This is a genomic window from Micromonospora sp. NPDC051925, assembly GCF_044548625.1.
In the GTDB taxonomy this organism is placed as follows: Bacteria; Actinomycetota; Actinomycetes; order Mycobacteriales; family Micromonosporaceae; genus Micromonospora.
In genome coordinates, this window is sequence record NZ_JBIUCH010000018.1 from 1 (window position 1) to 14,228 (window position 14,228).

Below are 14,228 nucleotides of genomic sequence, written 5' to 3' on the forward strand. Positions count from 1 at the left end.
TGATCTTTGTCTGGAAACTCAGATCATGGACAGGGTCCTCCCCATATCGCTAGACCTAGACCACTACGAATCCCCCCGATGGTCAAAACACGAGGCGGGAGGGCCGGCACCCGCCCGGTGCCGGCCCTCCCGTTCGACGCGTAGGTCAGCTGCAACCGCTGGTGGAGCCGCAGCCCTCGCAGACGTAGCAGCTACCGGCCGGGCGCATCTTCGTACCGCAGGTGAAGCAGAGCGGCGCGTCGGCGGCCTTGCCGATCACGGCCTCCAGCAACTCGGTGGAGGAACCCACGGCCGGGGCCGGCTTGCTGGCGGCCACGTCGGCCAACTCCTGGGCCGGCTGGGCCACCGGGCCGGTCCTCGGCTCGATCGTCTCCACCGGAGCCGACGACGCCATCGCGGTGAGGTCGGTGCCGTTCGCCTCCGCCTCGGCCTCGGCCCGCAGCTGCGCGGCCCGCTCCTTGGCGGTGAAGATGCCCAGCTCGGCACGGCGCTCGTACGGCAGGAAGTCCAGTGCCAGGCGACGGAAGATGTAGTCCATCACCGAGGCGGCCATCCGCACGTCCGGGTCGTCGGTCATGCCGGCCGGCTCGAAACGCATGTTGGTGAACTTGCTGACGTACGTCTCCAGCGGGACGCCATACTGCAGACCGATGGAGATGGCCACCGAGAAGGCGTCCATCACCCCGGCCAGGGTGGAGCCCTGCTTGGACATCTTGAGGAAGACCTCGCCGAGGCCGTCGTCCGGGTAGGACGACGCGGTGAGGTAGCCCTCGGCGCCGCCGACGGAGAAGGAGACCGTCTCCGAGGGGCGCTTCTTCGGCAGCCGCTTGCGCACCGGGCGGTACTCGACGACCTTCTCCACCGCCGCCGGTGCGGGCGCCTCGACGACGGCCGGCGCGGCGGTCTTGTTCGGCTTGGCCACCGACAACGGCTGGCCGACCTTGCAGTTGTCCCGGTAGATCGCCAGCGCCTTCAGGCCGAGCTTCCAGCCCTCGAAGTAGATCTTCTCGACGTCCTCGACGGTCGCCTGTTCCGGCATGTTGACCGTCTTCGAGATGGCGCCCGAGATGAACGGCTGGACCGCCGCCATCATCCGGACGTGGCCCATCGGGGCGATGGACCGCTCGCCCATCGCGCAGTCGAAGACCGGGTAGTGCTCCGGCTTGAGGCCCGGGGCGTCCACCACGTGACCGTGGTCGGCGATGTGCTCGATGATCGCCTCGACCTGCTCCTCGGGGTAGCCGAGGCTGCGCAGGGCACGCGGAACGGTCTGGTTGACGATCTGCATGGAGCCGCCGCCGACCAGCTTCTTGAACTTGACCAGCGCCAGATCGGGCTCGACGCCCGTGGTGTCACAGTCCATCATCAAGCCGATGGTTCCGGTCGGCGCCAGGACCGCGGCCTGCGAGTTACGCCAGCCGTACCGGTCACCGACCTTGTTGCCCTCGGTCCACTGCCTGGTGGCCTCCCGCTGCAGGGCGGTGGCGACCGTGCCGGCCGGCTTGATCGCGTCGTTGGCGGCGGCGTGCTTGCGCATCACCCGCTTGTGCGGCTCGGCGTTGCGGGCGTAGCCGTCGTACGCGCCGACGATCGCGGCCAGCTCGGCCGAACGGCGGTACGCGGTGCCGGTCATCAGCGAGGTGATCGCGGCGGCCACCGAGCGGCCCTGCTCCGAGTCGTACGGCAGGCCGGAGGCCATCAACAGCGCGCCCAGGTTGGCGTAGCCGATGCCGAGCTGCCGGTAGGCGCGGGTGGTCTCGCCGATCTTCTCGGTCGGGAAGTCGGCGAAGCAGATCGAGATGTCCATCGCGGTGATGACGAACTCGACCGACCGGACGAACTTCTCCACCTCGAAGCCGCCGTCGGCGCGGAGGAACTTCATCAGGTTGAGCGAGGCCAGGTTGCACGAGGAGTTGTCCAGGTGCAGGTACTCCGAGCACGGGTTCGACGCGGTGATCCGGCCGGTCTCCGGGCAGGTGTGCCAGTCGTTGATGGTGTCGTCGTACTGCAGACCCGGGTCGGCGCACTCCCAGGCGGCCTGGGCGATGGTGCGGAACAGCTTCTGGGCGTCGATGGTCTCGATGGTCTGCCCGTCGAGCCGGCCGCGCAGGTCGAAGCCGCCGCCGCTCTCGACCGCCGCCATGAACTCGTCGGAGACCCGGACCGAGTTGTTGGCGTTCTGGTACTGGACGCTGACGATGTCGTTGCCGCCGAGGTCCATGTCGAAGCCGGCGTCCCGCAGCGCGCGGATCTTGTCCTCCTCGCGCGCCTTGGTGGTCACGAACTCCTCGATGTCCGGGTGGTCCACGTCGAGGATGACCATCTTGGCCGCGCGCCGGGTGGCGCCGCCGGACTTGATCGTCCCGGCGGAGGCGTCCGCGCCGCGCATGAAGCTGACCGGGCCGGAGGCGGTCCCACCGGAGGAGAGCAGTTCGCGGGAGGAGCGGATCCGGGACAGGTTGACCCCGGAGCCGGAGCCGCCCTTGAAGATCAGCCCCTCCTCCTTGTACCAGTCCAGGATGGAATCCATCGAGTCGTCCACGGCAAGGATGAAACAGTTGTGCACCCGTAGGTTGCCGGCCAGGAACTCGCCGCTCTCGGTCTGGATGTCGTAGACCTCCATCGCACCGAGCGGCTCGACGCGGTCGATCTCCACCCGCTTGGCGTCGTTGGCCGGCCGGCCCGGCTTGGCGAAGCCTTGTTCGAGCTTGGCCATCTTGTCGACGCCGATGAAACCGATGTGCGTGGCGAACAGGTCCCGGTCGCCGTCGTTCTGAATCCGAACCGACCAGCAGCCCTTCCGGTCGGGACGGGGGTCTGCCTTGTATCCGACCCGGGAGAAGATCCCGAAGCGCAGCAACAGGCTCTGCACACCCCGGATCAGCTTCTCCGAGATCATGTCGACCGCGACCAGCGTCGAGCTCTCCCGCGCCGACACGTAGCCCTCGGCCTGGAAGATGCTGCGGAGGTAGCCGGCGACAACCGGCAGCGGGGCGGTGAAGAGCCGCTCCGGCACCGTCATGTCGACGCCACGGGTCAGCAGATCCCACTTGTCGACGAAGGGGCGCAGGTGCTCGCCGTAGAGGCGGGTACGGCGGCAGTCGAGCTCGTCGCTCTGCGTCGCCACCGGGCGCTCGTGCCGGTGCGCGTCGGCGAAGACCTCGTCGAGGGTGCCGGTGACCCAGTCCAACTCGTCGTCGTTGACGGTCATCGCCTCGATGGTCAGCGACCGGTTCGTACCCTCGGTGTACTGACCGACGAAGCCGTCCGACTGCAACCAGCCGGCGAGCGCGGCCTCGCGGATCTCCCGCAGGTCGAGCTCGGTCTCGCCGTAGGCGTAGGTACGGTGCCACTCGAGCTGGTCACCGGGAGCCAGCGTGCCGGCCTCGACCCACCGGCCGGTACCGGTACCGGTGCTCTGCCAGACCACGTGGTCCGGGGTGACGTCGAGGGTGTAACCCGCCTTGGTGTGCAACCGGAGGACGTCACGTACCCCGTTGGCCTTGACCGCCACGATCCGGGTCAGGCCGTTCGCGTCGTACACCTTGGTGCCGACGGACCCGTCCTCGACGAGCTTGCCGATAGGCACCAACCCAGCCGGGGTGCTGACCAGGGAGTCGTACGGCAGACAGGCACTGACCTGCTGTGGCGACGGCGTGCCGACGTTGAACCACACCGGCGAGTTGAAGCTGAACACCTGGTGCAGCAGCATCCAGGTCAGCTCGTGCGCGAAGATCTCCGCGTCACCCGGGTTGGCGAAGTAGCCGTGCTGCTCGCCGACGGCGCGGTAGGTGGTGACCACCCGGTCGATCAACTGCTTGAGCGACCACTCCCGCTCCGGGGTCCCCACCGCGCCCCGGAAGTACTTGGTGGTCACGATGTTCGCCGCGTTGACGCTCCAGGACTCGGGGAACTCCACCCCGCGCTGCTCGAAGTTGATCGAGCCGTCCCGCCAGTTGGTCATCACCACGTCGCGGCGCTCCCACGCCACCTCGTCGTACGGGTGCACGCCCTCGGTCGTCCAGACCCGCTGCACCTTGAGGCCCGTCACCGCGCCGTTCTTCGCCGCCCGCGACCGGCTGGTTGTCACGCCGTCCCCCGCCATCTCATCGGCCCCCTCGTCTGCGCGGCCACCCGCCACGCGTCGTCACTGTCAGAATCGAAGTCGTCGCTGTCAGAAAAGCTGTCAGTCGGTACGGTCCGCGGCGTCGGCCGCGTCGACGCGGGCCTGCGCGGCGGCCCGGAGCGTCTCGATCTCGCGCTCGAAGTCGGCGAGTGAGTCGAACGAGCGGTAGACGCTGGCGAAGCGGAGGTAGGCCACCTCGTCCAGGTCGCGCAGTGGGCCCAGGATCGCCAGCCCCACGTCGTGGCTCGGCAGCTCGGCGGCCCCCTTGGCCCGGACGGTCTCCTCGACCTTCTGCGCCAGCAGCGCGATGGAGTCCTCGTCGACCGGCCGGCCCTGGCATGCCTTGCGCACCCCGCCGATGATCTTCGTCCGGCTGAACGGCTCGGTCACCCCGCTGCGCTTGACCACCGCGAGCACGGCCTCCTCGACCGTGGTGAACCGCTTGCCGCACTCCGGGCAGGAGCGCCGACGACGGATCAGCTGACCGTCGTCGGCCTCGCGGGAGTCGACCACCCGGGAGTCGGCGTGCCGGCAGTACGGACACCGCATCGCCTGACCTCCTTGATCGACCCGGGGCCCGCCCACCCGCCTCCGGGCACGCGTCGACCCGGCAGGGCCGGCTTCGCCGGCCGCCGCCGTCATCGACGATACGGGAGTGCGGTGGGTAGTCGAACCCAACCTGTGGGCAACTTACGCCCATGTGACTACTACATCTAGGGGTCGACCGTAGGCCGCCGACCGGGTCGGGTCAAGTTGCCGGCGTGTCCGGCGCGTCACGCCCGAGCCGCCCGCCCGCCGCCCGGCACCCCGGCCGCACCCGGACGCCGACAGCTCCAACCGACCGGACCGCCGGGAGGTTACCGGCCGTCCGGCCACCTCCCGGGACCGGACGACCGACCCGGGACACCACCGACCGGTCGAACACGAGTTCGAGGAGGACGTACGATCTAGCAGAACAGGCGCATGAGATGCCAGTCTTTCCACCCGACACGCCGAGACGCGTCGTACAGATGTTTGAAAATGACCGATCTCACCTATACGGTCATGAACGACCGGGCACGGCGCACCACGTCGGTCCGGCACCGCGACACCCCGCACGCACCACGAGCCGCCAAGGCACCCAGCGCCGACCAGGGAGGACGGACGTGACCGAGGACCGGGCCAGCCGGCAGAAGAACCCGCAGCCGATCGCCGAGGCGGGTCCGCCGGCCACGCGACGCCCCCGTGCCGCCCGCAGCCGGACCGGCCAGCCGGCCGTCCGCCCGGTCACGCCGGTGGTCAGCGGCTTCCCCGACCCGACCACCGTCGACCTCACCGCCCGGCAGCGCCGCATCCTGGAGTTCATCCGCAGCTGGGTGGAGCGGCACGGCTACCCGCCGAGCGTCCGCGAGATCGGCGAGGCGGTCGGCCTGGTCTCCCCGTCGAGCGTCGCCTACCAGCTCAAGGAGCTGGAGAAGAAGGGTTTCCTGCGGCGCGACCCCAACCGCCCCCGCGCGGTCGACGTCCGCGCCCCCGGCGACGCCGACGACGAGCTGAGCCGCGCCCAGCGCCCCACCCCGGCGTACGTGCCGATGCTGGGCCGCATCGCCGCCGGCGGGCCGATCCTGGCCGAGCAGGCGGTGGAGGACGTCTTCCCCCTCCCCCGCGAGCTGGTGGGTGAGGGCGAGGTCTTCATGCTCCAGGTCAAGGGCGACTCGATGCTCGACGCGGCGATCTGCGACGGCGACTGGGTGGTGGTCCGGCAGCAGCCGACCGCCGAGGCCGGCGACATCGTGGCCGCCATGCTCGACGGCGAGGCGACCGTCAAGACCTACCGGCGACGCGACGGCCACGTCTGGCTGATGCCGCAGAACCCGGCCTTCGACCCGATCCCCGGCGACGACGCCACCATCATGGGTCGGGTCGTCGCCGTGCTCCGCCGGATCTGACCACCCGATCGGCCGCCTCCGGGGGAGGCGGCCGACGCTCGTCAGTAGCGTTCGCCGCTGCGGCCGGGAGGCGGGCCGTACTGGCCGCCCCGCCGGTCGTCGTGGCCGTCGTCGTGGCGCCGTCCGGAACGCGGCTCACGAGGACCCGCCGCACGGCGTGGCGGTTCGGCCCGGCCACCGCCATAGACGCCGTCCCCACCGCGCCCATCCGCCGGAGGGCCTCCCCGGCCGCCAGCCGGGCCCGCACCGCGCCCACCCGGCGGGATGCTGCCGTGCCCACCCGGCGGCGCGGCACCGCGCCCACCCGGCGGAGTGCCGCCGCGCCCACCGGCCGGCGCGGCACCGCGCCCACCCGGCGGAATGCCATCATGTCCACCGGCCGGCGCACCTCGTCCACCCACCGGGGCACCGCCACGGCCCTCCGGCGGAGCACCACGTCCACCGACCGGAGCACCGCCACGCCCACCCGCCGGAACACCGCCGCGCGGACCGGCAACGGCCGGCGCACCGCCCCGGGAGGCGCCGCGTGGGGCACCTCCGCCCGGGGCACCGCCGCGAGGACCGACACCGTTGGCCGGCGGGCCACCAGCCGGGGCGGCACCGTAGACCCCACCGCCGACGGGGCGACCGCCACCGTAGACACCGCCACCCGCCGGACGTCCAGCGCCCGGTGGGGTGCCACCCCCCGGACCAACCGGACCAGCCGGGGGAACCGGGCCGGGCGCGGCCGGGGGCCGGCCACCGCCGTAGACCGCGCCACCGGCCGGGCGGGCGGGTGCACCACCGACCGGGGCCGGAGCGCCGTAGACGCCGCCACCACCACGCGGCCGGTCCGCGGCCAGCTCAGCGCCCCGGGGCGGCTCCTCCGCAGGGTAACCCTCGGCCCGGGGGACGGCACCGGAGGTGAAGACCTCGTCGTCGGCACCGTCCGGCTCGTCGTCGACCGTCGCGGCCCGCCGCCGGGATCGCACGATCCCGACGATGCCCGCCCCGACCAGCAGGGCGCCGACCGCGCCGACCGCGCCGATCAGGTAGGTGAGCTGGTCCAGGCTGATGGTGTCGTACCAGGACTGCTCGGCCACCGGCTTGGCCGCCGCCGCACCCTCGGCCGGCTCGGCGCCCTTGGTGGACGGGGTGTAGCCGAGGATGTCGATCGGGTCCTCCGGGGCGAGTTCCCCGCCGTCGGAGACGGTGACGAACCCGGTGCCGTCAGGGGTGTACGAGATGGCCTCGCCGAACGGGTCGGCCAGCGCGGTGACCCGGGGTTTGCCGGTGGTCAGGGCGGCCACGATGTCGTCGCCGCTGACGTCGTACTCGAAGGCGTCGGCGTAGGTGCGCAGGACCACCTTGCTGCCGTCGGGCGAGCGGGCCGCCCCGGTGATGGCCACCCGGCCGATGATGTTCAGCGGGTTGTCGGTGGTGGTCTTCGGCAACGTGATCTCGCCGACCTTCTTCATCGGCACCGGCTCGGCGTTGCCCCCGCTGTCGAGCTTCCCCTCCGGGGTGTAGATCTCCGCCTTCCCGCTGGGCACCTTGGTGATCACCAGGGGCAGCCCGTCCGCACCGATCAGCAGCGCCTCCGCGTCGTGCGGCTTGCGCTCGGGGTACGACAGCCGGTGCAGCACCGGCTGCTTCGACCCGCTGACCGGCATGGTCCAGACCGCGACCCGGGTACGCCGTTCCTTGCTGGTGACGTTGTCACCGGTGTCGGCGATCCAGAGGGTCTTGCCGTCCGGCGAGAGGGCCAGGTCCTCGGTGTCGAACGGGCCGTCACCGGAGTACTTCACCGGCTCCTTGGCGATCTTGCACTTGGTGTCGAGGAAGAAGACCCGCTTACGGCTCTCCTGGAGGGTGCCGTCGTTGATCACGATGTAGCCGGTCTTTGTGGCGACCAGGCCGGACAGTTCCCGCAGTCGCTCGTCGGTGACCGTGCACTTCTTCTTGCCGACGGGTGCGGCAGAGACCGGTGCCGCCCCCACGGGGACAGCGGAGACCGGTGCCGCCCCGGCGGCAGCAGCAGGTGCCACGGCCGCGCCGAACAGGGCAAGGGCAACCGTGACCGAGGAGACAGCGCGGCGCATGGCGTCAGTGTCGCATGCCGCGATGAACCTCAGGTCGCACCGGAGCGCTCACCGGCTGCCGGCAACCGCCGGATCACCCACCGTCACGAACGGCGTCAGCTCGGCCGCGAGCGCCTCCCCCACCCGGACGTGCAGCAACGTGCCCTCGGGTAGGTGGGAGGTGCTGAGCACCTCGCCCTGCCGGTGCAGCCGGGCCACCAGGTCCCCCCGGGAGTACGGCAGCACCGCGCGAACCTCGACCGCCGGGCGGGGCAGCCGCTGCTCGATCACCTCGCGCAGCCCGTCGATCCCCCGTCCGCTGTGCGCGGAGACGAAGACCGCGTCCGGCCATAGCCGCTTGAGCCGCAGCAGGGTCTCCTCGTCGGCGGCGTCGGTCTTGTTGACCACCAGCAGCTCGGGCAGCCGGTCGGCACCGACCTCGGAGAGCACCTCGCGGACCGCGCGGACCTGCTCCTCCGGATCGGGGTGGGTGCCGTCGACCACGTGCACCACCAGGTCGGCCTCGGCGACCTCCTCCAGCGTCGAGCGGAACGCCTCGACGATCTGGTGCGGCAGGTGCCGGACGAAACCCACCGTGTCGGACAACGTGTACAGCCGCCCGTCGGAGGTGGTCGCCCGCCGGGTGGTCGGATCCAGGGTGGCGAAGAGCGCGTTCTCCACCAGTACACCCGCGCCGGTGAGCCGGTTGAGCAGGCTCGACTTGCCGGCGTTGGTGTAGCCGGCGATGGCGACGGCGGGAACGGCGTTGCGGGACCGGCGGGCGCGCTTGGTCTGGCGTACCGTCTTCATGGCCTTGATCTCCCGGCGCAGCCGGGCGATGCGGTGCCGGATGCGCCGCCGGTCGGTCTCCAGCTTGGTCTCGCCGGGGCCGCGCAGGCCCACGCCGCCGCCGGCGCCGCCGCCGCGCCCGGAACCACCGCTCTGCCGGGAGAGCGTCTCGCCCCAGCCGCGCAGCCGGGGCAGCAGGTATTCGAGCTGGGCCAGCTCGACCTGGGCCTTGCCCTCCTTGCTCTTGGCGTGCTGGGCGAAGATGTCGAGGATCAGCGCGGTGCGGTCGACCACCTTGACCTTGGTGCGCTGCTCCAGGTTGCGCAGCTGGGACGGGGACAGCTCACCGTCACAGATCACCGTGTCGGCACCGGAGGAGAGCACCGCCGCGGTCAGGTCGTCGACCTTGCCCCGGCCGACGTAGGTGGCCGGGTCGGGGCGGCTGCGGCGCTGGATCAGCCCTTCGAGCACCTGCGAGCCGGCCGTCTCGGCCAGCGCCGCCAGCTCGGTCAGCGAGTTGTCGGCGTCACGCTGGCTGCCCTCGGTCCAGACCCCGACGAGGACGACCCGCTCCAGCCGGAGCTGGCGGTACTCGACCTCGGTGATGTCGGTCAGCTCGGTGGAGAGGCCGGGGACCCGCCGCAACGCCTGCCGCTCCGACAGCTCGTACTCACCGGTCGTGGCGTCGAGGTCGTCGTCCGAGAAGGGGGTGTGGGTCTCCTGGTCGCGCAAGCTGCGTCTCCTGTCCGTTCTGTGCATGTACCGAGCAATCCTGACATGCGTCAACGCGGAATGCGACAGCTATATGCCCGTGGTACAGGTCGCCGAACGCGGGGGCGGCTGCCACCGGACCGTGGCGGGCGAGTAGAAATGCTGACGAGCCGCCAGCGACGACGGAGGTATTTCCGTGGCCATCACCAGACTGCCGAGTGCCGGATTCTCGATCACGATCCGGATCGCGGTCCCCGCGGACGCCTCCTCGATCGGCCGGCTGACCACGTCGGTCGGCGAGGCCGGTGCGATCGTCACCGCGCTGGACGTGGTCGACTCCGACCCGACCCACGTGATCGTGGACCTCACCTGTGACACCGCCGACGCCGGCCACGCCGACCAGGTCGTCGAGGCGCTGACCGCGCTCGACGGCGTGGACGTGCGCAAGGTTTCCGACCGGACGTTCCTGCTGCACCTGGGCGGGAAGATCGAGGTGCACTCGAAGGTCGGCCTGCGGACCCGCGACGAGCTGTCCCGGGCGTACACCCCGGGGGTGGCCCGGGTCTGCATGGCGATCGCGGAGAACCCGGCGGACGCCCGCCGGCTCACCATCAAGCGCAACACGGTCGCCGTGGTCAGCGACGGTTCGGCGGTGCTCGGCCTGGGCAATCTCGGCCCGGCGGCGTCGCTGCCGGTGATGGAGGGCAAGGCGGCGCTGTTCAAGCGCTTCGGCGGGGTGGACGCCTGGCCGGTGGTGCTGGACACCCAGGACACCGACGAGATCGTGGCGATCGTCAAGGCCATCGCCCCGGCGTACGGCGGGATCAACCTGGAGGACATCGCCGCGCCGCGCTGTTTCGAGATCGAGGCCCGGCTGCGGGATCTGCTGGACATCCCGGTGTTCCACGACGACCAGCACGGCACCGCGATCTGCGTGCTGGCCGCGCTGACCAACGCGCTGCGCGTGGTGGGCAAGCAGCTCGCCGACGTCCGGGTGGTCGTCTCCGGGGCCGGCGCGGCCGGCACCGCGATCATGAAGCTGCTGCTGCGCCAGGGCGTCGGCGACATCATCGCGTACGACCGGCAGGGCGCCCTGCACCGCGGCCTGGCCGACCTGAACCCGGCCTGGCAGTGGCTGGCGGAGAACACCAACCGGGAAAACTACGCCGGCGACCTGGCCGGCGCGGTCCGGGGCGCGGACGTCTTCATCGGGGTGAGCGCCCCTAACCTGCTCACCGGGGACGACGTCGCCACCATGGCCAAGGACGCGATCGTCTTCGCGCTGGCCAACCCGGACCCGGAGGTCGACCCCCGGGAGGCCCGCAAGCACGCCGCGATCGTCGCCACCGGCCGCTCGGACCAGCCCAACCAGATCAACAACGTGCTCGCCTTCCCCGGCGTGTTCCGGGGCATGCTCGACGCACACGCCGAGGAGTTCACCGAGGAGATGGCGATCGCGGCGGCTCGTGCCATCGCCGACGTGGTCGGCGAAGACAAGATCAACCCGACGGTGATCGTGCCCAGCGTCTTCGACTCCCGGGTCGCCCCGGCGGTCGCCGCCGCCGTCCGCGCCGCCGCCCAGAACCCCGCCGTGACCCCACCCCCCGCCGCCGACCCCGGCCCCGCCGACCTCCCCGAGATCGCCGCCACCGCCAGCGCCACCCCCTAACCCCTTACCCCCACCACCCCACCCCTCCCTCCCACCTCCCCCTCCACCCACCCACCTGCCGCCGTTGATCAAGAGGTTTACGTCATCCTCCGCTGCTTCGGTGACGTAAACCTCTTGATCAACATGTCGAGGGGCGGGTGGGAGGGGGAGGTGGGAGGGGGAGGGAGGGAAGGGTGGGGTGGGGTGGGGTTAGGTGGGGAGGGTTAGGGTGCCGGTGGCGGTTAGTAGGGCGGGGCCGGACAGCCAGCAGGAGTCGTCGGTGACGGTCACCGTGAGGCGGCCGCCGGGGACGTCGACCGTCACCGTGCCGGTGCCCCGGGCGGCGTCGCGCAGGGCCACGGCGGCGACCGCGCAGGCACCGGTGCCGCAGGAGAGGGTCTCGGCCGAGCCGCGTTCGTAGACCCGCATCAGCACGTGGCCGTCGGTGCCGTCCACCGCGTCGCCGGGTGCGGTGAACTCGACGTTCACCCCGTGCGGGAAGACCCGGGGGTCGAACTCGGGCGCACGGGTCAGATCCAGGTCGGCCAGGTCGATGCCGGCCGGCAGGGCACAGACCAGGTGCGGGTTGCCGACGTCCACCGCCGTGCCGGGCAGGGTCAGCCCGCCCAGGACGGCGCTCGACGCGTCGTACAGCCGGGGGCGGCGCATCTCGACGGCGATGGTGTCGCCGTCGACCCGGGCCCGCACCAGGCCGGCGCGGGTGGCCACCGGTAGGGCCCCGTCGACCGGCGTGGCCAGCCCGGTCGCCAGCAGGTAGCGGACGAAGACCCGGGCCCCGTTGCCGCACATCTCGGCGAACGAGCCGTCGGAGTTCCAGTAGTCCATGAACCACTCGGCCGCGTCGGCGAGGGCAACCCCGTCGGGGTGCTTCGCCGCGCGCACCACCCGGAGCACGCCGTCGCCGCCGAGGCCGCGCCGCCGGTCGCAGATCCCGGCGACCAGGCCGGGTGTCAGGTCGAGGGCGCCGTCCGGATCGGGCAGGATGACGAAGTCGTTGCCGGTGCCGTGACCCTTGGTGAACTCCACGCCCCCATCATTGCCGATGCTCGGCGACCACCCGCAGCGCAGTGTCGACAAACGCCGGCGACGTCGGGTCGAGCCAGTGGACCCGCTGGTCGCGGCGGAACCAGGAACGTTGCCGCCGGACGAAACGCCGGGTGGCCCGGATCGTCTCGTCGCGGGCCTGCGCCTCGTCGGTCTCCCCGTCGAGGAGGCGCAGCACCTGCTGGTAGCCGAGGGCCCGGCTGGCCGTCCGGCCGTCGGCCAGGCCGGTCCCGAGCAGGCCCCGGACCTCGGCGACCAGCCCGTCGGCCCACATCCGGTCGACCCGCAGCGCGATCCGCTCGTCGAGCAGCGCGGTGTCCAGGTCGACGCCGAGCTGCACCGCCGGGTAGTACGGCGTCGGGTCGGGCAGCGAGGCGGTGAACGGCGCCCCGGTCAGCTCGATCACCTCCAGGGCCCGGACGATCCGTCGACCGTTGCCGGGCAGGATGCCGGCCGCCGCCACCGGGTCGGCCTCGGCCAGCCGGGCGTGCAGCGGGGCCGGGCCGAGGTGCGCCAGCTCCGCCTCCAGCCGCCCGCGTACCGCCGGATCGGTGCCGGGGAACTCGAACTGCTCCAGCACCGCCCGCACGTACAGGCCGGAGCCGCCGACCAGCAGGGGCACCCGCCCCCGGGCCAGGATGTCGTCGACCGCCGCGCGGGCCAGCCGCTGGTACTCGGCGACGCTCGCCGGCGCGGTGACCGGCCAGATGTCCAGCAGATGGTGCGGCACGCCGTCCCGCTCGGCCGGGGTGAGCTTGGCGGTGCCGATGTCCATGCCCCGGTAGAGCTGCATCGAGTCGGCGTTGACCACCTCGCCGTCGAGGGCGTGCGCCAGGGCGATGCTCAGCGCCGACTTGCCCGCCGCGGTCGGCCCGACCACGGCGACCACCGTGCCGCTCACCACGCCGGCCCGCCCGCCCGCGCCCAGGAGGCCACCAGGTAGCCGACGCCGTAGGGGGTCGAGTGGTGGCGCAGCTCGCCCCGCCAGTCGCCGCCGGCCGCACGGACCGCGCCGGCCAGCACCTGCCAGGCCGGCCGGCCGGCGACCAGCAGCTCCGCCGACACCCCCGGGTCCAGGCCGAGCAACGCGTCGGCGTCCGCGTCGGCCAGCGCCCGACCCACCCCGCCGTCGTACGCCCCGGCGCGCGGGTCCTCGTAGCCGGGTGACTTCGGGCCGTGGCAGGCCGAGCCGTCCCCCAGCGCCAACAGGGCCCACGGCCCGTCCACCCCGAGCCGGGCCCCGACGGCGGCACACCGGTCGACCGGCTCGTCCGGTGCGACGCTCACCATCCGCCAGGTAGTCGGCGACGACGGCGCGACCCGGTCGACCAGCCAGGCCCCGACCAGCAGACTCAACGGCAGCCGACGGGTGCCGTCGACCCCGATCGACGACTCGACGCGACCGTCCGCACCACCGGGCGACCGTCCCACCCGGCCCACCTCGCCGGCGCGGCCCGGCAGGACGGCAGGACCGGCCGACCGCGCGCCGAGCCCCACCGCCAGGGGCAGTCCCCAGGGGGCGAAGCTGCCCTGGCAGGGCAGGTCCAGCTCGGCGGTGTGCTCGCCGGAGCCGACCAGCACGATGGTGCTCGCCCCGGCGGCGTAGAGGGCGGTGACGGCGGCGGCACAGGCGGTGCGCAGCTCCGCCAGCTCGGGCGCGGCGGCACCGGCCAGCTCGGGCACGATCAGCGGCGGGTGCGGGCAGACGGCGGCGGCGACCAGGGGCACCAGGCAACGTTAGCGGCCCGGCACCGCCCGGCCCGCCCGGCCCACCGCCAGCGCCGCTGACCCACTGCCGGCCCGCCCGGCCCACCGCAGGCCCGGCTGACCCACCGAGGGCGCGAGGCACCTCGACGATCGGCCCGGCTGGCCGCCCCGGCCGCGAGGATCGGCCTGGCTGG

The 14,228-nt window shown here is 72.3% G+C and carries 8 protein-coding genes and 3 pseudogenes; 2 read left to right on the forward strand and 9 right to left on the reverse strand.

Translation table 11 applies throughout. The features are described 5' to 3' along the window. Positions 1 to 145: 145 nt before the first annotated feature. From ACIG87_RS23250 to nrdR, 4 genes and pseudogenes are all read right to left on the reverse strand, one after another. A pseudogene (locus tag ACIG87_RS23250) lies at positions 146 to 2,569 on the reverse strand (vitamin B12-dependent ribonucleotide reductase); the annotation flags it as partial. A 177-nt stretch (positions 2,570 to 2,746) separates the two neighbouring features. After that, positions 2,747 to 3,628, reverse strand: a pseudogene (locus tag ACIG87_RS23255) (LAGLIDADG family homing endonuclease); the annotation flags it as partial. Beyond that, positions 3,629 to 4,105, reverse strand: a pseudogene (locus ACIG87_RS23260) (vitamin B12-dependent ribonucleotide reductase); the annotation flags it as partial. It lies immediately after the preceding pseudogene. A gap of 81 nt (positions 4,106 to 4,186) precedes the next feature. Beyond that, positions 4,187 to 4,675, reverse strand: a complete 489-nt coding sequence (gene nrdR / locus ACIG87_RS23265; protein WP_396853160.1) for a transcriptional regulator NrdR — start codon at positions 4,673 to 4,675, stop codon at positions 4,187 to 4,189. 596 nt (positions 4,676 to 5,271) lie between these two features. On the opposite strand from nrdR, the gene lexA reads away from it, so the two are divergent. Then, complete coding sequence (gene lexA, locus ACIG87_RS23270) at positions 5,272 to 6,054, forward strand: transcriptional repressor LexA (protein WP_396853162.1); 783 nt, start codon at positions 5,272 to 5,274, stop codon at positions 6,052 to 6,054. Positions 6,055 to 6,095: 41 nt separating this feature from the next. Here lexA and ACIG87_RS23275 read toward each other — a convergent pair whose 3' ends face one another. Together ACIG87_RS23275 and hflX are read right to left on the reverse strand one after the other, a co-directional pair. After that, positions 6,096 to 8,135: a hypothetical protein gene (locus ACIG87_RS23275; protein ID WP_396853164.1), complete on the reverse strand. Its 2,040-nt coding sequence runs from the start codon at positions 8,133 to 8,135 to the stop codon at positions 6,096 to 6,098. 48 nt (positions 8,136 to 8,183) lie between these two features. Further along, positions 8,184 to 9,662: a GTPase HflX gene (gene hflX / locus ACIG87_RS23280; protein ID WP_396853165.1), complete on the reverse strand. Its 1,479-nt coding sequence runs from the start codon at positions 9,660 to 9,662 to the stop codon at positions 8,184 to 8,186. 148 nt (positions 9,663 to 9,810) lie between these two features. Between hflX and ACIG87_RS23285 the strand changes: the two genes are divergently transcribed. Further along, a complete protein-coding gene (locus ACIG87_RS23285; RefSeq protein ID WP_396853166.1) occupies positions 9,811 to 11,283 on the forward strand; it encodes an NAD-dependent malic enzyme in 1,473 nt (490 codons plus the stop codon). Between the two features lie 189 nt (positions 11,284 to 11,472). Here ACIG87_RS23285 and dapF read toward each other — a convergent pair whose 3' ends face one another. Genes dapF through ACIG87_RS23300 form a run of 3 tightly spaced genes read right to left on the reverse strand, consistent with a single transcriptional unit; the run spans position 11,473 to position 14,055 of the window. Then, positions 11,473 to 12,309 (reverse strand): diaminopimelate epimerase, encoded by an 837-nt coding sequence (gene dapF / locus ACIG87_RS23290; RefSeq protein ID WP_396853168.1) that lies wholly within the window; start codon positions 12,307 to 12,309, stop codon positions 11,473 to 11,475. Positions 12,310 to 12,316: 7 nt separating this feature from the next. Then, complete coding sequence (miaA, locus tag ACIG87_RS23295) at positions 12,317 to 13,207, reverse strand: tRNA (adenosine(37)-N6)-dimethylallyltransferase MiaA (protein WP_396853169.1); 891 nt, start codon at positions 13,205 to 13,207, stop codon at positions 12,317 to 12,319. A gap of 17 nt (positions 13,208 to 13,224) precedes the next feature. Further along, complete coding sequence (locus tag ACIG87_RS23300) at positions 13,225 to 14,055, reverse strand: hypothetical protein (protein ID WP_396853171.1); 831 nt, start codon at positions 14,053 to 14,055, stop codon at positions 13,225 to 13,227. Positions 14,056 to 14,228: the final 173 nt, after the last annotated feature.

Coding starts and splice junctions, on each gene's coding strand:
- nrdR (WP_396853160.1), bottom strand. CDS start 4,675: ATGCGGTGTCCGTACTGCCGGCACGCCGACTCCCGGGTGGTCGACTCC.
- hflX (WP_396853165.1), bottom strand. CDS start 9,662: ATGCACAGAACGGACAGGAGACGCAGCTTGCGCGACCAGGAGACCCAC.
- ACIG87_RS23275 (WP_396853164.1), bottom strand. CDS start 8,135: ATGCGCCGCGCTGTCTCCTCGGTCACGGTTGCCCTTGCCCTGTTCGGC.